Below are 24,010 nucleotides of genomic sequence, written 5' to 3' on the forward strand. Positions count from 1 at the left end.
AAGCGCGCAGGATGAAGTGAGGTACAGCCTTTTGGCTGGTTTGTCAAGCGCGCAGGATGAAGTGAGGTACAGCCTTTTGGCTGGTTTGTCAAGCGCGCAGGATGAAGTGAGGTACAGCCTTTTGGCTTCGTTTGTCAAGCGCGCAGGATGAAGTGAGGTACAGCCTTTTGGCTTGTTTGTGTAGCGGCAGGATGAAGTGAGGTACAGCCTTTTGGCTTGTTTGTCAAGCGCGCAGGATGAAGTGAGGTACAGCCTTTTGGCTTGTTTGTCAAGCGCGCAGGATGAAGTGAGGTACAGCCTTTTGGCTGGTTTGTGTAGCGGCAGCATTAATGCTGCCGCTACACAAACGAAGGTGTACCATCAACCGCAGCAATCCGCTATAAAGCGATCGCGTAACCTCACTTAACCTAGCGCACGATTTCCCGCAGTGCTTCTGCATCAATCGGTTTGATCAGATAAATCCGCAGTAGATGACCGACAATTCCCAGTTGCAACGGTAACTTGCGTAACGCTTTTACCCACTTAGGCTGAGAACTGCTATCGATATCAGCCATTTGCACGTTGAGATCGCAACAGCGACGCAAGCGACTGAAAAACTGCGGATGTTCCGTGTCGAGAACGGACGGGAAAGCGCGAGCTGCTGTTTCGTTGGTTTTGCGAATCACTTCGGCATCAAACTCGGTTGGATCTAGCCCCAACACGCGATAAAAGCCAGTACGTTCGTGAACCGTTAGGGTATGGGTGGCGAAGACAGTAAGCAGGAAAAAGCGGCTCCATAAACGAGATTGCCAGGTTTTCCAGAGTTTGGGTTGGGATCGCAACAATGCCTTAAAAATATCCCCGTGGCGGTTTTCATCCTGACACCAGCTTTCAAAGTAGCCCAATAGCGGGTAGAACTGATTCTCAGGATGTTTTTCCAAATGACGATAAATGATGATGTAGCGCCAATAGCCAATCTTCTCTGACAGATAGACCGTATAAATCACCCACTCGATCGGGAAAAACGTATAGACCCGATTCTTCGTCAGGTATGCCAAATCCATCGTCGAGCCAAAATCTCCCATCGCTTTGTTGAGGAATCCCGCATGGCGCGCTTCATCCCGCGCCATCAGGTTAAACATTTCCGCCAGCACAGGACTGCGATTTTTCAACTTGCGAGAGAGTTCCTTAAACAGCAGAAAGCCGGAAAACTCCGAAACGCACGATCGCTCCAAGTAATCGATAAATGCCTGTCTCGCTTCTCCCGTAATCTGTTCCCAGGATTGATCGAACGCCTCATCCCGCACAAAGTGGTGGCGGTTGTAATCCGCTCGCATTTCTGCCAGCATCGCCTGCAACTCCATCTCCTGGGCAGACAAATCCAGCTGTGCAGCCGTTTCAAAGTCCGTTGTATAAAACCGGGGAGTGAGGATGTTTTCCTTCAGTGCCTTCGTCTTGGCTGCCGATCCTTCCAGATTGGGCTTTACCGGAGATTTAACCATCGTCTTCCACTGTCGCTAATAACTCAATAGCTTTTAAGTTATACTACTTGCCGCCTCTTGAACAGACGGTTCGTTGAAAAAAGTAATAAACCTCAACATACAGACAATTTTGTCGTAATTAGGCAAAGAAACCGGGTTTTTAGGAAAAACGAAGCAACCGGCTGGCTGCCCTCCCGGCCAGAAACCCGGTTTCTTCGTCGATCTCTGGTTCCCTTTCCCAAGGATTTTTCGTATCACCTTAGTTTCTTTGCGTAAGACGTGTTTTGTTAAGTTATGAAAACTATCGTTCAATAAATCGCCCCATAGCTATAAAGTTAGTTAAGTCAGGGAGACGGCATTGCGATTGATGCAGCGTCGCACTCCATCCACCACTTATAGCGGTTTGCAGCCCATTGTGTAGCGGGTGCATTAATGCACCCGTTACACAAACAAAGCCATCTGGCTGTATCGCGATCGTTTAGGCAAAAAAACTTTGGTGATAGGAAAAATCGTGGGTTTAGAGGCGCTCTATTGACGCATCACCTTTGTTTTTGGCCCCGCGTGGGTAAGTCCTGTGCAATCTGCTGTAAAAGATGGTGGTTTTTACGAGTATTTCGGTGAGGTTTTAGATGAGTCACGATTTAGCCAACCGCCTGCGAGAAGGCACCGCCCATTCTCACACCGCCGCAGAAAACACAGCTTATATGAAGTGTTTCCTCAAAGGAATTGTTGAAAGAGAGCCATTCCGCAAGCTGCTGGCAAATCTGTATTTTGTTTACAGTACGCTGGAAGAAGCACTGCGGCGACACCAGGATCATCCAGCGGTGGGGGCGATTTATTTCCCTGAGCTAAACCGCACGGCAAATCTAGAGAGAGATTTAGCATTTTACTACGGTGACAGCTGGCGCGAGCAAATTACTCCGTTACCCGCAGGTCAGGTTTACGTCAATCGCCTGGAGGAAATCGCCAATAACGACCCCGTTCTACTGATTGCTCACAGCTACACCCGTTACATGGGGGATTTGTCCGGCGGTCAGGCGTTGAAAAACATTGTTCGTTCGGCACTGAATTTGCCCCCCGATCTCGGTACGGGACTGCATGAATTTGAGCAAATTCCAACTGCGGAAGCAAGACGAGAATTCAAGGAAAAGTATCGTCTGGCGCTCAACTCTTTACCGATTGACGAAGCAACCATTCAACGGATTGTAGATGAAGCCAACTATGCGTTTCAACTCAATCGAGATGTGGTTCACGATCTAGAAGATGATGTAAAAGCTGCAATTGGGGAACACGTCTTCGATTTACTCACCCGTCAGGATAAACCCGGTAGCACAGAGCGAGTTCATCCTGGTTCTGCACCCCATTTAGTAGTAACGTAAGTTGCTAGTTATCTGGTTAGGAATGCTAATGGCTGATGGCTAATGGCTGATGGCTGATGGCTGATGGCTGATGGCTGATGGCTGATGGCTGATGGCTGATGGCTGATGGCTAATGGCTAATGGCTAATGGCTAATGGCTAATGGCTAATGGCTAATGGCTAATGGCTGGCTAGTGTTAGGGAAAATGCTGTATTAGCAATTAGCAATTAGCAATTAGCAAGTTTATAACTGGCAACTTGCTAATGGCTAATGGCTAATGATTCAAGTTGCTAGTTATCTCTCGAAGCTCGGCTAATGGCTAATGGCTCATGGCTAATGCCAGTAAAAATCCAAGATTAGCAATTAGCAATTAGCAATTAGCAACGCCCTTTATAACTAGCAACTTGTGTAAAGTAAATTTAGTGGCAAACCAAGAGGGGAATATTAATCCATGAGCTTTTCGCTGCCTGTTCAATTTGACTCAACATTGCTCCGAAAGTACGACCAATCTCTACCGCGCTACACGAGCTATCCACCTGCTACGGAGTTGAAACCGGAGTTTGAATTAGTCGATTTTAGGGCGGCGATCGCAGTCGGTAACTATAAAAAAACGCCACTATCTCTCTACTGTCATATCCCGTTTTGTGAAACGGTTTGTTATTTCTGTGGTTGCAATACCGTCATTACCCAGCGAAAAGAAGTAGCAGAGCCTTATCTGGACTATACAGCGCGTCATATTCGCCAGATGGCTGAGCTAATTGATTGCCATCGTCCGGTGCATCAAATGCACTGGGGAGGAGGGACGCCAAACTATCTTTCTCTGAGTCAAATTGAAAGGTTATGGACGACAATCAATCGGTATTTTCGCTTCGATGCCAACGCTGAAATTTCGATTGAGGTGAATCCCCGATATCTAGATCGAAACTGCATTCTGTTTTTGAAAGATTTGGGATTTAACCGGATTAGTTTTGGCATTCAAGATTTTAACCCCCAAGTGCAGGAAGCGATTAACCGCATTCAACCAGAAGCCATGCTGTTTAATGTCATGGATTGGATACGCGAAGCGGGGTTTGAGAGTGTCAATGTTGACCTGATTTATGGTTTACCCTTTCAAACGCTGGATACATTCCGCAACACTATTTACAAAACCATCAAACTCGCTCCGGATCGCATTGCTGCGTTCAATTTTGCCTATGTACCGTGGATAAAACCCGTACAGCGACGGATTCCCCAAGAAGCGCTTCCCAAAGCTGCGGAAAAACTCGATATTTTGCAAATGACGATCGAAGAACTGAGTCAAAACGGGTATCATTTTATTGGTATGGATCATTTCGCCAAACCAAACGATGAATTAGCGTCCGCTCAACGGGAAGGACAACTCCATCGCAACTTTCAGGGATATACCACCAAACCGGAATCGGATCTGATCGGGTTTGGCATTACCTCGATTAGTATGCTGCATGATGCCTACGTTCAAAATCACAAACGGTTGAAAGACTTTTATCAAGCGATTGATGCAGGAGTTTTACCGATTGAACGAGGGGTGAGTCTCAGCCAAGATGATGTGGTTCGTCGGACAGCTATTATGGAATTAATGTGTCAATTCCAACTCTCAAAAGACGATTTTGAAGACAAGTATCATCTGCATTTCGATCGAGATTTTGATGAGTATTTCGCCCGCGAGCGATTTGAGTTGAAAAAGCTGGAAGCGGATGGACTAATCCGCATGTTCCACAATCGAATTCAGGTAACTCCTGCCGGAAGATTGCTAATCCGCAATATTGCTGCCGTTTTTGATACCTATCTTCTGCACCAAAAAACTGCTGGCAGTTTCTCAAAAGCAATTTAATACAGTAGGGAACATCCAAAACAGTTTGATTTGGCGACAAAACTTAGTGATGTTCCCTACTAATTTTGGTGTATTGAAGAACTTACGTAAGACGAGAAAAGAAACCCGGTTTCGACCGTCGATCTCTCGTTGACAAACCAACGATTTTTCGGAGAAACCGGGTTTCTGAGTAGCGACACGGCAGCCGAAATATTCTGTACAAGTAAACATTTTATACTTGCCGTGTCCCTACAACATTCCCGAGGATTTTTCAGAGAAACCCGGATGGGTGAGCGTCATATCATGTCGGCTTAATTACTTATAATAAAAACTTCCCGGCGTCGGGAGCGTCCCCGTGTCCCCGCGTCAGATGTTAAGTTTTATGACGGTTGCTCATAAGAAAATTGGGGTAATAGTTTATAATTAAAGCCAGTAAAAAGACAAAATTGACCAGGGTTAAGCAGATACAATCGCTATCCCAGAAAAGTTTGGCGCATCTTTTTTTATATAAGAGTTAGAGAAGGAGAGCTTTTAGGGCAGCGATCGCACTAGCTCAATCCGAATATTGAGGCTCGCCTTTGCGACTGGTTCTCCAAAAATATTGGAGTCATGAACCCCACGCATAAATGCGGGGGCTTGTAGAAGTCATTCTTGTGCAAGCTCGAATATATTCTACAAGCCTACATGACCAGACTAAGGTTTGAAACAAAACCTACGTTCAGAAGAAGCGTTAAAGTCCTACCTACGAATGCATGAACCAGTTTGAGCTGCTAGAACTTCAACATTAAACAGGTGTACAAGGGTTAAGCCAGTGTGTTGAAGAAAGTACCGATTCTGAACATTGTCGTTAGCGAAGCGGGGCGTTAGCCCGGTTCACATTACCCCGCAAGGGAGATTAAAACTCATGTTTGTATTTGTTTTAGATAGCTCAAAGAAACCATTGAACCCAACCCATCCGGCCAGAGCCAGAAAATTGCTTAAAACAGGTAAAGCCGCTGTCTTCAAAAGATATCCTTTCACGATTATTTTGCCGGAGGAAGTAGTAGAAACAAACACCCAAGATTTGAGAATTAAAATTGACCCCGGAGCCAAAACGTCAGGTATAGCAATTTTGCGAAACGAAGTAGTCCTGTGGGCAGCAGAGTTGACTCATAGAGGATTTCAGATACGAGATGCTCTAACTTCCAGAAGACAGTTAAGACGTTCTCGTAGAAATCGTAAGACTCGGTATCGTCAACCTCGATTCAATAATCGAAAACGTATGCAGCAATGGCTACCACCTTCGTTAATTAGTCGAGTTGATAACATCCTGACTTGGGTTAAACGGCTATTGCGACTATCTCCAATTACAGCTATTTCGACTGAGTTAGTACGATTTGATACCCAATTGATGCAGAATCCAGAAATCTCTGGGTTTGAGTATCAACAGGGTGAACTTGCTGGATACGAGTTGAGAGAGTATATGCTCGAAAAATGGCATCGTAAGTGCGCTTACTGCGGTGCTACCGATACTCAGTTAGAGATTGAGCATATTATCCCAAAGTCCAAAGGTGGCTCTAATCGGGTATCTAATTTGACGTTGAGTTGTACAAAATGTAATCAAAAGAAAGGAAATAAACCCATTGAACAATTTAAAAAAAATCAACCAGAATTACTCAAGTCAATCAAGAGTCAAGCTAGACGACCACTGGCTGATACAGCAGCAGCTAATGCTACTCGTTGGAAACTGTTCAATTGTCTCAAAGAATTTGGTTTGCCTGTTGAAACGGGAACAGGAGGTAGGACTAAATACAACCGTTGTCGTCAAATTTTACCTAAACATCACTGGCTTGACGCTGCCAATGTAGGGGCATCAACAGAGCGAGAATTTAAAAGTCTTGGTATCAAGCCCTTTGATTATCAAAGCAACTGGACACGGCAATCGTCTGTGCGGCACAAATCGCTATGGATTCCCTATTCGACATAGAGAAAACATCAAAAAACACTTTGGTTTCAAAACTGGCGATATTGTTAAAGCGGTTGTCACTAAAGGTAAAAAACTTGGCTCTTATGTGGGTCGAGTTTTGTGTCGAGCATCAGGTAGTTTCGATATCACAACGGCTACAGGTCGAGTAGCTGGAATTTCTCACAAATATTGTTCATTTATTCACAGGAGCGATGGTTATGCCTATCAATAAGGATTCGCTGCCGCTGGGTTGTCTGTGTAAGGGGGAAACTTTCCTCCCCATGGGTAAACGACAGGGGCTTCCAGTTTCCCCCTTACAAACCCCCGATTATGGTGAAAAAATACTCATTCTGCCAATGCCGATAAGCGGTTGATTGGCGGTTGGCGATCGCAATTCTGGTGGGACGCAACGCCCCAAGCCGTTAAAACCTACTAAAAAGAGGAATAAACCCATGCCCATCACCCCCACTTATCCTGGTGTTTATATAGAAGAAATACCCAGCGGTGTCCGCACGATTACTGGAGTTAGTACATCAGTTACCGCATTCGTCGGATATACCCAGCGGGGTTCCACTGACAAAGGAGTCCAAATTTTCAACTTTGGCGATTATGAGCGGCAGTTTGGCGGTCTTGATCGAGATAGCCCCATAAGCTATGCAGTCCAACAGTTTTTTTTGAATGGAGGTGCAGAAGCTTGGGTGGTACGGGTAGCAAAAGGTGCAGCAAAAGCAGCCATTAACCTGAAGAACAATGTAGATGGTGGGGCAGTGGTGGTGCTGACAGTCACTGCGATTTCAGAAGGAACCTGGGGAAATCTTCTTAGGGTTGAGGTAAATTACGACACTGCCAACCCAGCCAGTCTGTTTAATCTATCAGTAACAGAATTAGTAGACCGGGGCGGAACGCTGGAGCCGGGACGCAGGGAAATCCACCGCAACCTCAGTCTGAACAGCTTTTCACCCAGCTATGGGGTGAACGTTATCAATGCAGGTTCAGAGTTGATTGAAGTCAGCCGTCCCGGTGGTGCTACGGCTGCCATCGCCAATGCCAAAGCAACCAGTACTAGCGGAGTTCTCACCCTAGCCGACTTAGCTCAGTTGAATGATGACCACCGCAGACTTGCCATTAGTTTGGATGGAGATGGCGCTTACGAATTCGATATCTTTGATGCTGGAGGAGGTTTGAGCGGTGCAACCCTGAACGATCGCCTAGACAACCTGGCATCTCGGATTCAAAGCCAAGTCAGAGCTATTAAGCCTGCCGTGCCAGCCTTTTCTGGCTTCACTTGCGTCCGCAATAGCAGTCAAATTGTAGCGACCTCTGGAACCCCAAACGGCGAAGGGGAAAAATCTGCTGTTCGCTTCAGTAACGCTAGTATTCGCAATGCTACGGCTATTCTCAAGTTGGGAGTTAGCAACGGTGGACGCGAAGTAGAAGCAACAGCCCTAATTCGACCCGTTCAAAGCGGAACAACGAGTACCGACCTTTCCGGCTTGGATCTGACCACCCTCGCTCAACCAGCTAGCCTCAACGTGACGCTCCAAGTAGCTGGAGTTGCTGACGATGGCCCCTACACGATCAATCTTTGGAATACCCGACCGACAACATTAGAGGAATTGCGAAGTCGCTTGACAAGCGCTCTAGCCAGTTCCTCTAAAGTAGAGTTGAACCGTGCTAGCGTCAGTTTGGTGGATTCGAGGCTGCGAGTTGTAGCTGGAGGCAGCAATCCCAATGTGCGATTGCACTTTACCAACGCTGGTGGTGACACGACTGCGACAAATATCGGTCTGGTTGGTGGGATAGAAAACGTAGCGCAGTATGCGGTAGGGGTAGGTCTGACTTCCCAAGCTGAGAGTGGCGCTGTCCCCGGCGACGACGGGACTCCACCAGACCCCAATAATTTTAAAGGGAGTCGCGCCAATAAGAAAGGCTTGTATGCTCTAGAAGATGTAGACATTTTCAATATCCTGTGTCTGCCAAACATATCGGATGCCGCCGTACTGAGCGAGGCATTGAGTTACGTAACCGAACGGAGAGCTTTTCTGCTGATAGACTTTCCGCCTGAGGTGGATACTGTTGTCGAAGCCAAACAGTGGCTAGCCACCAATGCCACTCTCCGCAGTAAGAATGCAGCAATCTACTTCCCTCGCATCCAAGCAGCCGATCCGCTGCAAGGGAACCGCATTGGTCCTTTTCCAACCTGTGGGGCGATCGCGGGATTGTATGCCCGAATCGATGCTACGCGAGGGGTATGGAAGGCTCCAGCAGGAACCGAGGCGGTGCTGCGGGGAGTGCAGAAGTTGGATTATACCTTGACCGATCCAGAAAATGGCACGCTCAATCCCCTTGCTATCAACTGCCTGCGGACATTCCCTGCCTATGGCTCGGTTGTTTGGGGTGGACGAACCCTAGAAGGAACCGATGTACTGGCATCGGAGTGGAAGTACATCCCAGTCAGACGATTGGCTCTTTTCATTGAGGAAAGTTTGTACCGGGGTACTAAATGGGTCGTTTTTGAACCCAACGACGAGCCATTGTGGTCGCAAATTCGCCTCAATATCGGGGCATTTATGAATAATCTTTTCCGCCAAGGTGCATTTCAAGGCAAAACACCCCGCGAGGCTTATTTTGTTAAATGCGACAGAGAAACAACCACTCAGAATGACATTAATTTAGGCATTGTCAATATTTTGGTGGGATTTGCACCGCTGAAGCCAGCCGAGTTTGTAATTATCAAGATTCAGCAAATGGCTGGTCAAATTGTGACTTAAAACGATCCCCCCCAACCCCCAATGCCTTGGGGGGGGTAAGACAGAAATAAACAGTTCTCCCAACCTTCTTTAAAAAGAGGAGAGGAAACTAGGAAATGGTATTAGGAGGAATCATGGCTCAATTTAGCGTTAATGCCCAGCGGTTTGACCCATACAAAAATTTCAAATTCCGCGTTAAGTGGGATGGGCGTTATGTGGCGGGGGTGAGCAAAGTCGGCGCACTGAAGCGGACGACGGAAGTGGTAAAACACAGGGAAGGAGGAGATCCGAGTAGTAGTCGCAAATCTCCAGGGCGAACTGAGTACGAAGCAATTACCCTAGAACGCGGCGTGACTCACGATACCGAGTTTGAGCAGTGGGCGAATAAAGTTTGGAACTACGGATCGGGTTTGGGTGCAGAAGTTTCGCTCAAGGATTTTCGCAAAGATATTATCATCGAAGTTTACAACGAAGCCGGTCAGTTAGCGATTGCTTATAGGGTTTTCCGCTGCTGGGTTTCAGAATACCAAGCCATGCCAGATTTGGATGCGAATGCTAATGCTGTCGCCATCCAAAACATCAAGTTGGAAAACGAAGGTTGGGAACGCGATTACGAAGTCACAGAACCAACGGAACTCAGTTTTGTGGAACCTTAAGAGTTAATTGTTAATGGCTGGCTAATGGCTAATGGCTAATGGCTAATGGCTAATGGCTAATGGCTAATGGCTAATGGCTAATGGCTAATGGCTAATGGCTAATGGCTAATTAATTTCCCTCTTCCCAATTAGCAATTAGCAATTAGCAATTAGCAATTCCCAATTAGCAATTAGCAATTAGCCATTAGCAATTAGCAATTAGCAATTCCCAATTAGCCATTAGCAATTAGCAATTCCCAATTACCCATCACTAAAAAAATGCGTTCTCTAAGTGCTAGCGATATCTTGCAAATTTGGGAGTTAGGGTTGTGTCAGCATCCCCTGCAACGGGCTGTGACTATTTTGACTGTCGCTTTTCCGGAAATGAGTGCTGAGGAAGTGGCTTCGCTGACAATTGGGGAGCGAGACGGGTATCTTTTGAGACTCAGGGAATGGACGTTTGGAACGGGGATGAAGGGTTTTGCGGCATGTCCGCAGTGTAGCGATCGCTTAGAGTTCACCTTAGATGTAGCAGATATTCGCGTTGGCGATAATCAACCGATAGAGTCGGAATACAGGCTATCTTACGGGGAAATAGAGTTACAGTTTCGACTTCCTAACAGTCGGGATTTAGCGGCGATCGCTAGTTGTAACAACCCGATTATCGCCCAACAGCGGCTAATTCAACGGTGCGTGTTGCAGGCGAAACAAGATGGGGCGATTTTAGGGACAAACGAGTTATCGGAGGAAGCGATCGCACAACTGGCAAAACAAATGGCAAAGTGCGACCCCCAAGCGGAAATTATGCTGGATTTTACTTGTCCGGGGTGCAACTACCAATGGCAAACTCTGTTTGACATTACCGCATTTTTTTGGAGCGAAATTGCTGCTTTTGCTAAACGCTTGCTGCGGGAAGTTCACACCCTAGCAAAAGCTTATGGTTGGCGCGAAGCGGATATTTTAGCCATGAGTCACCAGCGGCGGCAGTTTTATTTGGAAATGGTGGGATTATGACAAATTTTCTGACTAGATTGGTAGGACGTACCCTCGGCACAATACCCGTGGTACAACCCCGAATTGCCTCGATGTACGATCCGGGAATGGGAATTGGGGAGCAGGGGAGCAGGGGAGCAGGGGAGCAGGGGAGCAGGGGAGAGGGGGAAATTTTCATTTCTAATAAACCTAGTGAAAATATCAACTCTTTGACAGGCGAGACGCCTATCCCACAAGAGTTTTTGGAGAAGTCTAACGATCGATCTCCAATTTCTCATCAGCTGACGATACCGCTTGCACCTGGGGAAATTCAAAGGGAAGTAGATGTAGGGGATGAGTTATTTAATAGTATCGTGGTTGAAAATCGGGGTGAGTTTGCTAAAGCAGCGACGGGGATATCTTTTCAACCGAACTCTACAAGTTTTGATAGTCCCGAAATGCAGAGGAAACCAAAAAATTCGCAGTTTGCAGATGGATTGATTGGCGACAAGGTTGAATCAACGCCTATGATTTCAAATCGCTTATCTGTTCCATCCCTTCGATCTGACGCGGGGATTGTTGCTGCATCTTTTGACAATAACAGAGTAACTGTAATCTCATCTCCAAATCAAGAAGATACTCGACTGCATCGAAACGCAGACTCATTAACTATGGGTGAAACAATTGCGGCAATACCCGAATCGCCTGAATTAAAACAAAAACCGCCCAATCCCAGCAGCGGGAAAGATGAGCAGATGGAGAGATTACCCATCACCGATTACCCATCACCAATTCCCAATTACCAATTCCCAATTCCCCAAACAACTCGAGTCAGTATTGGTCGGATTGAAGTGCGGGCAATTCCGGCGCCACCTGCGCCACCAGCACCGCGCAAATCGATGCCAACACCTAAATTATCGCTGTCAGATTATTTGCGAAAAAGTGGAGGTGGGGGATGAGTAATTTTTTAGCGATCGCAACAGTCACTGCTACTTTTAGTCAAACTATTAGTAGTGCTGTCCAAGCATCTGTTCCCGGTGCTGAGGTAACCACCCAGCGTCCCCACGCACCGGAGAAAGACGAAAAACCGCACGTGAATATTTATCTTTATCAAGTCACTCACAATGCTGCTTGGATTAACGCCGATCTTCCTACTCGTCGCGCCGAAGGAACCCTCGTGCAGCGCCCTCAAATTGCCCTCGATCTCCACTATTTGTTGACGTTTTATGGCGATGAAACCGAGTTTGTCCCCCAGCGTTTAATGGGCAGTACCTTGAGTGCTATACATGCCAAACCAATTCTAACTAGAGAAGCGATCCGCAAGCTGATTGATACTGCCCAATATCCTCATCTTTCTGATGAGTATCTGGAAACCTCTAACTTGGATGAACAGGTGGAATTAATCAAATTTTCGCCAATTTCCATGAATCTGGAAGAGCTATCCAAATTGTGGTCGGTGTTTTTCCAAACACCTTATGCCTTATCGGTTGCCTATCAAGCTTCGGTGGCGCTGATCGAGGCGGAAATTGCGCCCCAGAGAGCGTTGCCGGTGCGCGAGCGCAATATCTACGTCATGCCTTTCCGGCAACCTATTATTGAGCAAGTTATTTCATCTTCTGGCACAAATAAACCGATTTTTATAGACAGCAACTTACTCATTTTGGGCAAGCAATTAAAAGGCGATATTACCACGGTCAAACTAGGAGAAATTGAAGCCACACCACTCCCAGAAAATATCGGCGAAAACCAAATAGAATTAACACTTGTATCTTTGGCTTTAAAAGCTGGCGTTCAAGCTGTACAGGTGGTGCATAAAATCAACTTTGGCACCAGCGCATCCGACCCCCATCGAGGTTTTGAATCCAATGTAGCGGCGTTCGTTTTGCACCCAAAAATTACAGTTTCGATTAGTTCTGTAATCTGCACAATTACAAACGGCATCACCCGATGTTCCGCTGAGGTGACGGTGAATTTTACGCCCAATGTTGGCAAGCGGCAGCGAGTCGTTTTGTTACTAAACGAGTTCCTTTCTGTACCTGCTAATTCGGCAAGAGCTTATAGCTTTAATGCTCCATTAAATAACGGAATTACAGACCCAAATCAAGATGAAACTGCTGCGATTGCGATTCCAATTAAGGGGGTAGCACCGGGAAATTATCTAGTGCGCGTGCAAGTAGACGGCGCAGAGAGCAACCTTGGTGCAAACGCCGCCGGACTTTACAACTCGCCGCAGGTGACAATCTCATGAACAATATTGCACCTCCTAACTGGCAAGAAGCAAACCAGCGTTACCTAACAGCAGCGTTGGCAAAAATTCGGATATATTTACAGCAGTATATCGCTCGTTATCAAGGGAATAATACTGTTGAAATAACTCACATCTTGCACCTTGAGGCAGATCCTCAGCATTTTCGTTCCCAGGTTGAACCTGGGAACGAGATCCGGGAGGTTATAACCGAGATTGCAGCAGAGGAATTAGAAGCGATCGCTTCTACAATGCCCCACCCTCCAGCTTTGGATAGACTATGTGTCGCGTTTAACTTGTCACCATTTGAGCGTCATGTTTTGCTGTTGTGTGCGGGAGTAGAATTGAGTGCATCTTTAGCGAAACTTTGTGCAGAAGCTCAAGGCAATTCCCAGTTTAATTATCCAACATTTAGCTTAGCATTAGCCGTTTTTCCAGAATCTCACTGGAGTGCTTTAGCACCTGTTGCAACCTTACGTCATTGGCGATTAATCGAGGTAGGAAATGGGGAAAGTTTGACTCAGAATCGCCTGGGAATTGACGAACGGATTTTGCATTATTTAACAGGCGTATCCTACATCGACGATCGCTTGCAAGGATTGATAGAACCTGCGATCGCCGGAGAATGGTCAGATGAACTGCCTGCCTCTCACCGCGCGATCGCGCAACAAATTGTTACGATTTGGTCGCGGACAAAAAGAGGATCGGTTTTACCTGCAATCCAACTTTGCGGGGAAGAATTGGTGGGAAAACAAGCGATCGCAATATCCGCTTGTACTGCTTTAGGTATGCAATTGCAAGTTCTCCACGCTGGCGATATTCCCAATAACGTAGCTGAAAGAGAAGCGTTAATGCGTTTGTGGGGAAGGGAAGCAGTGCTGAGTGGCAGCGCCCTACTTTTAGATTGCCAGGAGTTGGAAGGCGTGTCAATGCGCGTTTTGCTGTCGTTTGTGGAACGATCGCCTGGTTTATTATTAATAGCTATTCGCGAACCTTTACCAACTCCTACTCGTCCAGTTATTCGCCTAGATATCAACAAACCGACTTTTCTAGAACAGCAGATATTGTGGAAAAGTGCCTTGGGTTCCTTATCCGAGCAATTAAACGGAAAAATAGCAATTTTAGCAACGCAATTCAACTTAAGTCCCCCAGCAATTAGCGCCGTTAGTATCGAAGTATTGAATCACATCAACCAAGAAACTAACCAATTACCAATTACCAATTACCAATTACCAAATTTATTATGGAATTCTTGTCGAGTGCAGGCGCGATCGCGTTTAGAAACTCTCGCCCAACGCATCGAATCTACCGCTAATTGGGATAACTTAGTATTACCAGAATCCCAACGCCAAATGCTGCGGGATATTGCTGCCAATGTCAGACAAAGATCCAAGGTATACGAAACTTGGGGGTTTGCTAGAGATACGCGGGGATTGGGAATTAGCGCTTTGTTTGTCGGCGCTAGTGGAACTGGTAAAACAATGGCAGCAGAAGTACTCGCAAATGAATTACAATTAGACTTATATCGAATTGACTTAAGTTCGGTTGTTAGCAAATACATTGGCGAAACAGAGAAGAACTTACGGCGCGTATTTGATGCCGCAGAAACAGGCGGGGCAATTCTATTATTTGACGAAGCAGATGCCTTATTTGGCAAGCGGTCTGAAGTAAAAGATAGCCACGATCGCTATGCTAATATCGAGGTAAGTTACCTGCTGCAACGCATGGAAGCTTATCGAGGTTTAGCTATTTTAACTACGAATCTCAAAAGCGCTTTAGATACTGCTTTTTTGCGCCGCATTCGCTTCGTGGTGCAGTTTCCTTTCCCAGATGCAACGCAGCGCAAAGAAATTTGGCGGCGCATCTTTCCAGCCAAAACGCCAATAGAAGGGCTAGATTTTGACAAGTTAGCGCGGCTGAACGTTCCTGGGGGTAATATCCGCAATATTGCTTTAAATGCGGCTTTTTTGGCAGCCGATGCGGGGGAATCGGTGCGGATGTCCCATTTATTACGCGCTGCTAAATGTGAATACGGGAAGTTGGAGAAATCTTTGACAGAGACAGAAATTGGAGGGTGGGTATGAACAACATTGAATTGCATATTGAAGAGTTGGTATTGCATGGGATGGGGGGGAGCGATCGCTACTTAATTGGCGAAGCACTCCAGCAAGAATTAACCAGATTGTTGAGCGAAAAAGGCTTACCGCCTTCACTCGCTCAAGGAGGTGAAATTGCCCGCATAAATGCTGGCGAATTTGAGATGAAATCGGGGGCGAAACCAGAAGCAATTGGAATTCAGATAGCGCATAAAATTTATGGAGGATTAAGGGAATAAAATCTCAATTCGGCAAGATATACTGAAAAATAGCTTCTCCCAAAACTCAACAGTTATGGTACAACAACTATCTGCTCAAACCACATCAGAAATCATCTACCCTGACAGCGACGGAGAACCGATGGCAGAGAACACAGAACAGTTCAAATGGATTGTCCTGATTAAAGAGAACTTAGAAATTTGGTTTGCTGGCGCAGCGGACGTATTTGTCGCTGGAGATTTGCTGTGGTATCCGGTTGAAGGAAATAACAAACTTCGGCAAGCTCCTGATACGATGGTTATCTTCGGACGCCCCAAAGGAAAACGCGGTTCTTACAAGCAATGGGAAGAAGAGAATATACCGCCGCAGGTAGTTTTTGAAATTCTTTCTCCAGGGAATCGCAGCAAAAAAATGTTTGAGAAACTGTTGTTTTATCAACGCTATGGCGTGCAGGAATATTACATTTACGATCCAGACGATAACGAATTAACCGGCTTAGTTCGTTCTGGAGATTGGTTAGAGCCAATTGAAGAGATGAATAATTGGGTGAGTCCGCTGTTAGAAATTCGCTTTGAACTGACAGAAAATAGCCTGGAAATTTATCGTCCAGATGGAAGGCGGTTCCTAACTTCGGTGGAATTGGAACAACGAGCTAACGAGGCGACAGCGAGAGCTGAGGAGGCGACAGCGAGACTCGAACAAGAACAACAGCGCTATCAAGCGTTATTAGAACAACTACGACAGAAAGGCATCGATCCAGAGCAATTGTAAGTCACGGGCGATCGCTTACGGCAGGCTGGCGATCGCTCGATCCAGGTAACTCAGCGAATCGGGAGATTAAGGTTATGAGAGAACGATCGCAAACCCAAACAAAAACAACACCCAAACCATCTTTCACACTTGTTAAATCAGGACTGTTACAGCGCAAATGTGCCTGCAGTAATACCAACCAATTATCCCAAACAAACTGATAATAACTATGACCCAAATTACCCTGGATATACCTGAAGAAGCATTCCCCAATCGCTATCCTTCTCCAGCAGAATTTACCCAGGCAATGAGAATTGCCGCTGCAATCTACTGGTATGCCCGTGGGGAAATTTCCCAAGGCAAAGCTGCTCAACTGGCAGGACTCAATCGCAAAGAGTTTCTGGAAGTCCTTGCCCGCGAACGAGTTGATGTCTTCCTCGTAGACTTCGACGATCTCAACCAGGAGTTGGCTCGTGGTTGAACAGTCATCTGAAGCGGCTGTGTCTCCTGTTATTGACTCTTCGCCTCTGATTTTGCTGACTAAAGCTAACTTGTTGAGCCTTTTGCAGATGTTTTACCCAGAAGTGTTAGTCCCTTCCGCCGTTGCTACAGAAATCCAGCAGTATGGAGAAACAGATGTGACCTTTCAAGCTCTAACTCAGACGGATTGGCTGGTTATAGTCGAAACCCCATCGGTGCCAGAACCCATCGGGGCTTGCAACCTTGACCCTGGCGAAGCAGCGGTACTGGCTTGGGCATATAACCACCCAGGTACTGAGGCAATTCTGGACGATCTCGCTGCTCGTCGCTGTGCCAATAGTCTTAACATTCCGGTTCGAGGAACTCTCGGTTTGGTACTGACTGCCAAGCAACAAGGAAAAATTCCAGCCGCCAGACCTGTCCTGGAACAACTTCGCCAGTCAGGGATGTACCTCTCCGATCGAGTGCTTAATCAAGCTCTGGCGATCGTTGGAGAGTAGAACCTAAATCCAAAATCATTATGACCAGTTTCGGGCATCGACTCAGAAATGCTGGACTAGAGAACTGGCTCAATTTAGAAGAACAACTTTTGCCAACGCTATCGGGAGATTGGGAAAATGAGAACGCGATCGCAAACCCAAACAAAACCCACACCCAAACCATCTTTCACACCCGTTCGGTCTGGACTTTTGCAGCGCAAATGTGCCTGTGGGAATTCGGCTAGTTTGACAGGAAAGTGTACCGAGTGTGAAAACAAACGGCTGACTTTACAGCGTCGTTCTACAGATCGAGCGGAAGCTTCTGAAGTGCCGCCGATAGTGCATGAAGTGTTGCGTGAGCCTGATCAATCTCTAAATGCTTCATCCCTCACTTTAATGAATTCGCGTTTTGGGCATGACTTTAGCCAATTGCAGGTTTATATAGACAAACCTACAGGGAAATCAGTACAGACACTCAGTCTGGGTAGCCCAAAAGGGGGGTTAGGTCATTCAGTAGCTAGCGAGAGGGTGGTTGAGAAGAGGCACTTTCAGAACATGGGGGTTGCCAGAAAAGCTGAAAATCTCCAGCTAACTGCATATCTGAAGATTGAGCGTCCAACCTTGAAACAGAGAGCAGCAGTTCTATCCGATACTGGCGAGGCTGATGTAGAAGCTCTGGAGGATGGTGTCATCAGGAAAGCCCAAGCAGCAGGAGGGGGAGGGGCTGGGGCGGGAGGCGCAGCACCTACATGCACTTATGCAGTTGACTACGCAAATCTCAGCACTGTTGGGTGCGATAGTGGTAAATGCGGTGCCAAAATTTCCTATGACGTTACTGGGGTGAGAGCAACAGGAAGTGGCTGCCCATCCTCACTGGATGGTTTGAGGCTGACTGAAACGGTAACGACAAACAACGGTTGCGGACCGGGCAGCGTCACAACGGGTTCTGGCTGCCCAATTCGGTCGCATCCGCCGATGTTACCAAATTATGGGCAAATCACCGGCTGTACCGATACCTATACTTTGTGCGCTTCCCCAGCCTATTATCCAGCTACTGGATGCACTGAAAGATATACACAGCAATTATTTGTTGGAGGAAACTTAGCTGAGACACGGACAATTACATTCCGCATTACTAAGTCTAGTGGGAGTTGTTCTGGCACAGTTACCCGTACCTGATGGAGGATGATTGTTATGGAGCTAGATAAAAGGGCGAATTCTTCTGAGACAGACCCAAGAGGTACTCTATTAAATTTCATCCGTGAGCTTCGGGATAGTAAGGGTATTCCGATTAACTTTATTGAAGCCGACGAACAGGTGGAAGTTAGCTGGTCAACAATTGACCAGGAAGTAGAAACAGTTCTTAATACAACTGTTAATGGAACTGGCTGCTATCGATGGCGACTGATCTTGGGGCATTATGTGGTCTACCCCAGCGATCGCGTATGGGATACTAAGGTCTGCGGTATCGGGATTACAAACGTGCCACGTCTTGAGGCTGCAACGCAGTACGTGACCGCAGTGCAAACTCAGATCCCTGCACTTAACGATCTTTTAGCACCCCCAATCAAGGGAGAACCCCGTGCGCCAGTCTATATTGAACCTGTTTCGCTGCATCCAGAGTTTTCTATCGTGGAAAATTTAGTGGAGCTACTAGGCACGAATGACCAACTTGCCTTTACTATCGAATACACTTTATCAGAGCGGCGAGTGCTGTACTTCCAGCAGGTTTTAACGAGTAAATAATCACCACTTTCCCCAATTCCCCCGTTTACTGAAAGGCGCAATTAGGGAGAGGAGAGAGGCGATCGCCCAGACGCTACCATGAAACCAACTTTTTGCTCAGGAGGTGTATTTTCTGACAAACCGTCCGGACGATTCAGCCCTTGCAGAACTTTACGAAACAATCGGCAACCTTGTCATCCGATTTCCCCTGCTTCATTGTGAGGAATGTGCCAGCACTCTCAGACAATGGCTCAAACAACGAGGAATTCCCGGCAAACTTTGGCGACTCTCGACTCGGTACGATAATGAAGACTTTATTCTCAGCGATCGCCTCGAACAACAAGGTTGCTTTGAAACCATTACCGAAAATGGCGTTCACTATGGTGTTGAAGTCTTTGGAAAAATCTTCGATAACCTTTCCAAACAAGGACTGTCACCAGAAGATTGGGTCAAAGATTTTACTTCCCCAACGAATGAATTTGAAGTCGAAGTGATTGAAGAGTTTTAAAGATTCGATTCAATGGAGCTAAACCTAATGAGTACATTATTTGACCTACTCGAAAAAATCAAAACCAAACCTGGGTTATATCTGGGAACTACCTCCATCACCAGTCTGCGGATGTTCGTTCTTGGCTATCGTTTTGCGCGCTCAGAATTGAGCATCACCAATACTGAAGCCGAAAGTGACTTCTACAAAAACTTCCAACCGTGGCTGCAAAACCATTTATCTATTCGTACCGTCAACGCCTGGGACAAAATTATTTTGCTGACCTGCATCGACGAGAAAGCTGCTTTTGATTACTTCTTCCAACTGCTGGATGAGTTTCTGCAACGAGACAAAAACCAAGACATCGACCCACTTCTGGTTAAATCCTCAAAAGATACTGAAAAAGTTGCATGAAGACCATCAGTGCGTGTAGTTGCTATCCAGCGGATTGGTGAAAAACCGAATAATACGGTGTTCTTTCGTGGCAGATAGGGGGAATGACAATGTTATGGACTTACCGCATATTTCACGATAAAGATGGTTACTGTATCCGCGTAGTCTATTACGAACGCGACGGGACGCTCATCAGTTATCAGAAAGATCCTGCCATGCCTACAGGCGCGACGGCTCAAGAATTACTGCAAGATATCGAAGCTTTTAAACAGGCGTTTGAGTTGCCTATCCTCACGATGGAGGAACTCGATACCAAAATCGCTTCCTATCCTCCGAAGCCCAAAAAAGATCGGAGTCAAAACAAAACTCTCGACCAAGTAATGACCGAACTGGACAATGAATTTGAAGTCGAAACGAGCGAGCGCCACTAACTTAGATTGAGAAACAAACCCCAAAATTATCATGACTTCTTTCCCCAATTCCCCCCGTTTACTTAAAGGCGCAATTATCGGAGTTGACCTCTTCAATCCGGTGGCAAGCGTCATCATTTTTCAATACAATCCCGACACGCTCACCCGCACGATTAATGCCCAAACAACGGGCAGCGATAATGCCAGCCAAGGTGAAGCATTGCGATTTAAAGGGCCACCCAGAGAATCGATTAGACTTGATGTGGAAATCGACGCGGCGGATCAGTTAGAACAAGAAAAATTTCCGGCTACTTCGATGGGAATTTACCCGACATTGGCGGCGTTGGAAATGTTGCTGTATCCCAAATCTGCGGTAGCGATCGCTAACGAAGTCCTAGCAAGATTTGGCATCATCGAAGTCATCCAACCCGAAGCGCCGCTGACCCTATTTATCTGGGGATCTAGGCGAGTTTTACCCGTGCGCTTAACTCAATTTACTATTACTGAAGAAGCTTTTGACCCTAACTTAAATCCAATTCGTGCCAAAGTTAGTTTAGATTTGAACGTCCTCAATTACCAAGATTTAGGATTGCTGAGCGTTGGTGGTTCGTTGTTTATGGTGCATCAAGTTGCTAAAGAAGTCATGGCAACAATCAACGGCGTCGGTAACTTGCCATCTGCATCAGCATCTTTCTCAGTTAGTGCCAATCTTAGTATTGGAGGTTAAAAAATGTTGAGCCGCCCACCCGCCAGGGAATTAATTCCCTGGCTAATAGCTAAAGTCCACTTAAGTGGACTAAAAAACTTTTACCAAGCCTTTCAGTCGGTTTTAACCGACTTGAGCTATTAGCCCGGAGTTTAAACTCCGGGCGGGCTTGGTTTGTATAGCCGAGATTTCTAACTGCCAGGTCTTTTTCCACCAGTGAGAGGATCGCACTATGTTTGCTCCAAATAGCCGCTATCACAACATTCCCACCGCCACTATGACGGTAACCGATAGCAACGGAATGCCTCGCGAAATCCGCTACCTGCGACGCAGATTTATCCCTTCATCTGAGGGGATGACAACCCTGGTAGAACATACGGTAAAACAAAGCGATCGCTTAGACAACATCACCGCCCGCTACTTAGGCGATCCCACCCAATTTTGGCAAGTCTGCGACAGCAATAATGCTATAAATCCCAACGAACTCACCGACGAAATTGGGCGCGTCATCAAAATTTCTTTTCCCCATTTGTAGAGAATGGTAACGGGAGATTGGCGCTTGTGAATTGGGAAATCAAATCCCTATTCAATTCCAATTAGCCATTAGCCATTAGCCATTAGCCAATCCAAAATCGCTATGCTAACCAACCAACTCGGAATTCGTTTAATTTTATTAATTGGCAAAACTATTCCCTTGCCAGCATCTTATGATGTAACTAGCGCCTTAACCAGAGTTGAAGTTACCAACGATGCAGAACAAGGCGATGGCTTCCAAATTATGTTTACGCTGAGTAAGGATAACGTCGTCAATTATGGCTTGCTACAAAGCGGCGTGGTAGAAACCTTTACCCGCGTAATTATTGGCGTGCTGTTGGGTACAACACCAGAAGTATTAATTGATGGCGTTATTACCCATCACCAAATAGCACCGAGTAACGAACCGGGGATGACTACCCTCACCGTTACCGGCAAAGATGTTAGCCAAATGCTCGATTTGAAAGAGAAAAATGCTGAGTATAAAAATCAACCAGATTTTCTGATTGTGACTCGGATAATAGCCGATTATGCCCAGTATGGATTAGTGCCAAAAGCAACACCAACCACCGATGTACCAATCGAATTGCAGCGGGTTCCTCGCCAGCAAGAAACAGATTTGCAGTTTATTAAAAGATTGGCGAGGCGGAATGGTTTTGTCTTCTACATTGAACCAATAACTTTTCAAGCGAACCTCGCTTATTGGGGGCCAGAAATTCGCGGTGGAATTCCTCAACCTGCTTTAACAATGAATATGGGGGCGTCTAATAATGTCAAATCTTTGCATTTTTCCCAAGATGCGATCGCACCAGTGGGAACGTCAGGTTCTTTTGTCGAACCGATTACTAAAATTAGCATTCCGATTCCCTCCCTACCATCGCTACGTTTACCGCCTTTAGTATTATCACCAACGCCAGCGAAACGGACTGTGCTGTTAAGGAATACGGCGAATCAAAACCCAGCACAAGCAGCAACGGAAGCTGTTGCTACTGTAACGCGATCGCCCGACTCAGTAACAGGAGAAGGCGAACTCGATACCATACGTTACGGTCACATTTTAAGGGCGCGAAAATTAGTCGGAGTGCGCGGTGTAGGTCTTTCCTACAACGGCAACTACTACGTCCGTAGCGTCACCCACACCATTTCGCGCGGCGAATACACCCAAAAATTCACAATCAGCAGAGAAGGAACAAGGTCGTTGCTACCAGTAGTAAGACCATGAACCATTAGCAATTAGCAATTAGCAATTAGCAATTCCCAATTACCCATGACCAACCATCAATTTTTCGGCAAATATCGCGGCATTGTTACCGACATTCAAGACCCATTATTTATAGGAAGAATACGGGCAAGAGTACCTGACGTAATGGGCGACTTAGAAAGTGGTTGGGCAATGCCTTGCGCCCCTTTTGGTGGCAGCGGCATGGGTTTTTTCGCCTTACCAAAAGTAGGGGCGGGTGTGTGGATTGAATTTGAACATGGCGACCCAGATTACCCGATTTGGTCGGGTTGTTGGTGGGGGTCCGCTGCTGAAATACCTCCGATTTTGCTCGCACCTCCCTACAAAAAATTAATGCTCAAAACTGAAGGAGGTCATACGATTGTGGTGGACGATACGCCGGGAATTGGAGGCATCACCCTGGAAACTGCAACAGGGCAAAAGATTGTGATGAATGCTACGGGGATTGAAATTGATAATGGTTTGGGTGGCAGCATCAAGTTAACTGGTCCACAAGTATCGATCAACAATGGGGCATTGGAGGTGATATAAATGCCGGGATTTTTATTACATCAAGGGGCGACGGTGCTGTGTTCTCACGCCGGACAAGCGCAACCCGTTGTACCTAATCCCAGAGTAAAAGTTAGCGGACAACCGATTGTGACGCAAGCTGGAATTTATACCGTAGCTGGGTGTAGTTTACCACCGCCACCAGCTGCGAATGGCCCTTGCATCACCGCCCAGTGGATTACCGCTGCAACGCGAATTCGTGCTAGTGGAGTGCCAGTTTTATTGCAAGATTCTCAAGCAATTTGCGCCCCCACTGGTACGCCTTTAAACATTGTTGTCACGCAAGTTCGCGTCAGGGGAATGTAGGTAATTTTAGATTTTAGATTGAAATTAAATCTGCAATTACCAATTAACAATTAGCAATTAGCAATTAGCCATGAATATAGATTACCCATTCCACTTTGATACTCGCGGGCGCACTGCCCAAACCAGTGAAGACGAACATATCCGCGATTTGATCGAACAAGTGTTATTTACTTCTCCCGGTGAGAGAGTGAATAGACCGACTTTTGGTAGCGGTATTTTGCAGTTAATTTTTGCTCCAAATAGCGATGCCTTAGCGGCAGCAACTCAACTGACAGTGCAAGGATCGTTACAACAATGGTTGGGGGATTTAATTCAAGTTGAGGCGGTGGACGTGCAGAGTGAATATTCAACTTTGCGCGTGTTGGTGCAATATACTGTCCGCAAGTCGCAACAACGACAAGTCGCCCAGTTTACGCGAGGAGTTTAGGAATTTCAGATTTTAG

The 24,010-nt window shown here is 46.4% G+C and carries 25 protein-coding genes and 1 pseudogene; 24 read left to right on the plus strand and 2 right to left on the minus strand.

Features of this window, described 5'->3' with window-relative positions:
- Positions 1-407 precede the first annotated feature (407 nt).
- Positions 408-1,481, minus strand: coding sequence for a magnesium-protoporphyrin IX monomethyl ester (oxidative) cyclase (gene acsF, locus MiSe_RS20305; protein ID WP_226584303.1), 1,074 nt, complete (start codon positions 1,479-1,481; stop codon positions 408-410).
- 608 nt (positions 1,482-2,089) lie between these two features.
- On the opposite strand from acsF, the gene MiSe_RS20310 reads away from it, so the two are divergent.
- The 11 genes and pseudogenes from MiSe_RS20310 (at position 2,090) to MiSe_RS20360 (ending at position 16,279) form a co-directional block, all read left to right on the plus strand.
- Positions 2,090-2,839, plus strand: a complete 750-nt coding sequence (locus MiSe_RS20310) for a biliverdin-producing heme oxygenase (RefSeq protein ID WP_226584305.1) — start codon at positions 2,090-2,092, stop codon at positions 2,837-2,839.
- 430 nt (positions 2,840-3,269) lie between these two features.
- A complete protein-coding gene (gene hemN, locus MiSe_RS20315) occupies positions 3,270-4,667 on the plus strand; it encodes an oxygen-independent coproporphyrinogen III oxidase (RefSeq protein ID WP_226584307.1) in 1,398 nt (465 codons plus the stop codon).
- An 883-nt stretch (positions 4,668-5,550) separates the two neighbouring features.
- Positions 5,551-6,823: pseudogene (iscB, locus tag MiSe_RS20320) on the plus strand (RNA-guided endonuclease IscB).
- A gap of 220 nt (positions 6,824-7,043) precedes the next feature.
- Positions 7,044-9,362, plus strand: coding sequence for a phage tail sheath family protein (locus tag MiSe_RS20325; RefSeq protein ID WP_226584309.1), 2,319 nt, complete (start codon positions 7,044-7,046; stop codon positions 9,360-9,362).
- A gap of 113 nt (positions 9,363-9,475) precedes the next feature.
- A complete protein-coding gene (locus tag MiSe_RS20330) occupies positions 9,476-9,997 on the plus strand; it encodes a phage tail protein (protein ID WP_226584311.1) in 522 nt (173 codons plus the stop codon).
- Between the two features lie 258 nt (positions 9,998-10,255).
- On the plus strand, positions 10,256-10,990 hold the full coding sequence (locus MiSe_RS20335) for a T4 family baseplate hub assembly chaperone (RefSeq protein ID WP_226584313.1): 735 nt from the start codon (positions 10,256-10,258) through the stop codon (positions 10,988-10,990).
- Entirely contained in the window at positions 10,987-11,907 is a 921-nt protein-coding gene (locus tag MiSe_RS20340; RefSeq protein WP_226584316.1) for a hypothetical protein, read from the plus strand. Before MiSe_RS20335 ends, MiSe_RS20340 begins: the two co-directional genes overlap by 4 nt.
- The gene (locus MiSe_RS20345; RefSeq protein ID WP_226584318.1) at positions 11,904-13,196 is read left to right on the plus strand and encodes a Pvc16 family protein; all 1,293 of its coding nucleotides are present in this window, start codon (positions 11,904-11,906) and stop codon (positions 13,194-13,196) included. Before MiSe_RS20340 ends, MiSe_RS20345 begins: the two co-directional genes overlap by 4 nt.
- A complete protein-coding gene (locus MiSe_RS20350) occupies positions 13,193-15,277 on the plus strand; it encodes an ATP-binding protein (protein ID WP_226584320.1) in 2,085 nt (694 codons plus the stop codon). Before MiSe_RS20345 ends, MiSe_RS20350 begins: the two co-directional genes overlap by 4 nt.
- The gene (locus MiSe_RS20355) at positions 15,274-15,528 is read left to right on the plus strand and encodes a hypothetical protein (protein WP_226584323.1); all 255 of its coding nucleotides are present in this window, start codon (positions 15,274-15,276) and stop codon (positions 15,526-15,528) included. Before MiSe_RS20350 ends, MiSe_RS20355 begins: the two co-directional genes overlap by 4 nt.
- A gap of 55 nt (positions 15,529-15,583) precedes the next feature.
- Positions 15,584-16,279, plus strand: a complete 696-nt coding sequence (locus tag MiSe_RS20360; RefSeq protein ID WP_226584326.1) for a Uma2 family endonuclease — start codon at positions 15,584-15,586, stop codon at positions 16,277-16,279.
- 1 nt (position 16,280) lies between these two features.
- Here the strand turns inward: MiSe_RS20360 and MiSe_RS20365 are convergent, their stop codons facing one another.
- A complete protein-coding gene (locus tag MiSe_RS20365; RefSeq protein ID WP_226584329.1) occupies positions 16,281-16,457 on the minus strand; it encodes a hypothetical protein in 177 nt (58 codons plus the stop codon).
- A 30-nt stretch (positions 16,458-16,487) separates the two neighbouring features.
- Here MiSe_RS20365 and MiSe_RS20370 point away from each other — a divergent pair, with 30 nt between their 5' ends.
- The 13 genes from MiSe_RS20370 (at position 16,488) to MiSe_RS20430 (ending at position 23,994) form a co-directional block, all read left to right on the plus strand.
- Positions 16,488-16,739: a UPF0175 family protein gene (locus MiSe_RS20370; RefSeq protein WP_226584333.1), complete on the plus strand. Its 252-nt coding sequence runs from the start codon at positions 16,488-16,490 to the stop codon at positions 16,737-16,739.
- Entirely contained in the window at positions 16,732-17,238 is a 507-nt protein-coding gene (locus tag MiSe_RS20375; protein WP_226584335.1) for a PIN domain-containing protein, read from the plus strand. Before MiSe_RS20370 ends, MiSe_RS20375 begins: the two co-directional genes overlap by 8 nt.
- A 117-nt stretch (positions 17,239-17,355) precedes the next feature.
- Positions 17,356-18,396, plus strand: a complete 1,041-nt coding sequence (locus tag MiSe_RS20380) for a hypothetical protein (protein ID WP_226584338.1) — start codon at positions 17,356-17,358, stop codon at positions 18,394-18,396.
- A 15-nt stretch (positions 18,397-18,411) separates the two neighbouring features.
- On the plus strand, positions 18,412-18,963 hold the full coding sequence (locus tag MiSe_RS20385; protein WP_226584341.1) for a hypothetical protein: 552 nt from the start codon (positions 18,412-18,414) through the stop codon (positions 18,961-18,963).
- A gap of 103 nt (positions 18,964-19,066) precedes the next feature.
- Complete coding sequence (locus tag MiSe_RS20390) at positions 19,067-19,450, plus strand: papain fold toxin domain-containing protein (RefSeq protein WP_226584344.1); 384 nt, start codon at positions 19,067-19,069, stop codon at positions 19,448-19,450.
- Positions 19,451-19,477: 27 nt separating this feature from the next.
- On the plus strand, positions 19,478-19,843 hold the full coding sequence (locus tag MiSe_RS20395) for a hypothetical protein (RefSeq protein ID WP_226584347.1): 366 nt from the start codon (positions 19,478-19,480) through the stop codon (positions 19,841-19,843).
- A gap of 83 nt (positions 19,844-19,926) precedes the next feature.
- Positions 19,927-20,253: a hypothetical protein gene (locus tag MiSe_RS20400; RefSeq protein WP_226584350.1), complete on the plus strand. Its 327-nt coding sequence runs from the start codon at positions 19,927-19,929 to the stop codon at positions 20,251-20,253.
- Between the two features lie 31 nt (positions 20,254-20,284).
- The gene (locus MiSe_RS20405) at positions 20,285-20,959 is read left to right on the plus strand and encodes a CIS tube protein (RefSeq protein ID WP_226584352.1); all 675 of its coding nucleotides are present in this window, start codon (positions 20,285-20,287) and stop codon (positions 20,957-20,959) included.
- A gap of 211 nt (positions 20,960-21,170) precedes the next feature.
- Complete coding sequence (locus MiSe_RS20410; protein WP_226584355.1) at positions 21,171-21,473, plus strand: LysM peptidoglycan-binding domain-containing protein; 303 nt, start codon at positions 21,171-21,173, stop codon at positions 21,471-21,473.
- 102 nt (positions 21,474-21,575) lie between these two features.
- Positions 21,576-22,694: a phage late control D family protein gene (locus tag MiSe_RS20415; RefSeq protein WP_226584358.1), complete on the plus strand. Its 1,119-nt coding sequence runs from the start codon at positions 21,576-21,578 to the stop codon at positions 22,692-22,694.
- A gap of 45 nt (positions 22,695-22,739) precedes the next feature.
- Complete coding sequence (locus MiSe_RS20420) at positions 22,740-23,243, plus strand: phage baseplate assembly protein V (RefSeq protein ID WP_226584360.1); 504 nt, start codon at positions 22,740-22,742, stop codon at positions 23,241-23,243.
- Positions 23,244-23,567: a PAAR-like protein gene (locus MiSe_RS20425; protein ID WP_226584363.1), complete on the plus strand. Its 324-nt coding sequence runs from the start codon at positions 23,244-23,246 to the stop codon at positions 23,565-23,567.
- Positions 23,568-23,637: 70 nt separating this feature from the next.
- A complete protein-coding gene (locus MiSe_RS20430; protein WP_226584366.1) occupies positions 23,638-23,994 on the plus strand; it encodes a GPW/gp25 family protein in 357 nt (118 codons plus the stop codon).
- The last annotated feature ends 16 nt before the right edge of the window (positions 23,995-24,010 follow it).

The sequence above is a fragment of the Microseira wollei NIES-4236 genome (assembly GCF_020521235.1).
Taxonomy (GTDB): Bacteria; Cyanobacteriota; Cyanobacteriia; order Cyanobacteriales; family Aerosakkonemataceae; genus Microseira; species Microseira wollei.

What these genes read in the sequence shown, in the direction of transcription:
- MiSe_RS20360 (WP_226584326.1), top strand. Translation starts at nt 15,584, where the DNA reads ATGGTACAACAACTATCTGCTCAAACCACATCAGAAATCATCTACCCT.
- MiSe_RS20420 (WP_226584360.1), top strand. Translation starts at nt 22,740, where the DNA reads ATGACCAACCATCAATTTTTCGGCAAATATCGCGGCATTGTTACCGAC.
- MiSe_RS20350 (WP_226584320.1), top strand. Translation starts at nt 13,193, where the DNA reads ATGAACAATATTGCACCTCCTAACTGGCAAGAAGCAAACCAGCGTTAC.
- MiSe_RS20425 (WP_226584363.1), top strand. Translation starts at nt 23,244, where the DNA reads ATGCCGGGATTTTTATTACATCAAGGGGCGACGGTGCTGTGTTCTCAC.
- MiSe_RS20310 (WP_226584305.1), top strand. Translation starts at nt 2,090, where the DNA reads ATGAGTCACGATTTAGCCAACCGCCTGCGAGAAGGCACCGCCCATTCT.
- MiSe_RS20400 (WP_226584350.1), top strand. Translation starts at nt 19,927, where the DNA reads ATGACAATGTTATGGACTTACCGCATATTTCACGATAAAGATGGTTAC.
- MiSe_RS20380 (WP_226584338.1), top strand. Translation starts at nt 17,356, where the DNA reads ATGAGAACGCGATCGCAAACCCAAACAAAACCCACACCCAAACCATCT.
- hemN (WP_226584307.1), top strand. Translation starts at nt 3,270, where the DNA reads ATGAGCTTTTCGCTGCCTGTTCAATTTGACTCAACATTGCTCCGAAAG.
- MiSe_RS20415 (WP_226584358.1), top strand. Translation starts at nt 21,576, where the DNA reads ATGCTAACCAACCAACTCGGAATTCGTTTAATTTTATTAATTGGCAAA.
- MiSe_RS20385 (WP_226584341.1), top strand. Translation starts at nt 18,412, where the DNA reads ATGGAGCTAGATAAAAGGGCGAATTCTTCTGAGACAGACCCAAGAGGT.
- MiSe_RS20330 (WP_226584311.1), top strand. Translation starts at nt 9,476, where the DNA reads ATGGCTCAATTTAGCGTTAATGCCCAGCGGTTTGACCCATACAAAAAT.
- MiSe_RS20430 (WP_226584366.1), top strand. Translation starts at nt 23,638, where the DNA reads ATGAATATAGATTACCCATTCCACTTTGATACTCGCGGGCGCACTGCC.
- MiSe_RS20410 (WP_226584355.1), top strand. Translation starts at nt 21,171, where the DNA reads ATGTTTGCTCCAAATAGCCGCTATCACAACATTCCCACCGCCACTATG.
- MiSe_RS20405 (WP_226584352.1), top strand. Translation starts at nt 20,285, where the DNA reads ATGACTTCTTTCCCCAATTCCCCCCGTTTACTTAAAGGCGCAATTATC.
- MiSe_RS20340 (WP_226584316.1), top strand. Translation starts at nt 10,987, where the DNA reads ATGACAAATTTTCTGACTAGATTGGTAGGACGTACCCTCGGCACAATA.
- MiSe_RS20370 (WP_226584333.1), top strand. Translation starts at nt 16,488, where the DNA reads ATGACCCAAATTACCCTGGATATACCTGAAGAAGCATTCCCCAATCGC.
- acsF (WP_226584303.1), bottom strand. Translation starts at nt 1,481, where the DNA reads ATGGTTAAATCTCCGGTAAAGCCCAATCTGGAAGGATCGGCAGCCAAG.
- MiSe_RS20325 (WP_226584309.1), top strand. Translation starts at nt 7,044, where the DNA reads ATGCCCATCACCCCCACTTATCCTGGTGTTTATATAGAAGAAATACCC.
- MiSe_RS20395 (WP_226584347.1), top strand. Translation starts at nt 19,478, where the DNA reads ATGAGTACATTATTTGACCTACTCGAAAAAATCAAAACCAAACCTGGG.
- MiSe_RS20345 (WP_226584318.1), top strand. Translation starts at nt 11,904, where the DNA reads ATGAGTAATTTTTTAGCGATCGCAACAGTCACTGCTACTTTTAGTCAA.
- MiSe_RS20335 (WP_226584313.1), top strand. Translation starts at nt 10,256, where the DNA reads ATGCGTTCTCTAAGTGCTAGCGATATCTTGCAAATTTGGGAGTTAGGG.
- MiSe_RS20355 (WP_226584323.1), top strand. Translation starts at nt 15,274, where the DNA reads ATGAACAACATTGAATTGCATATTGAAGAGTTGGTATTGCATGGGATG.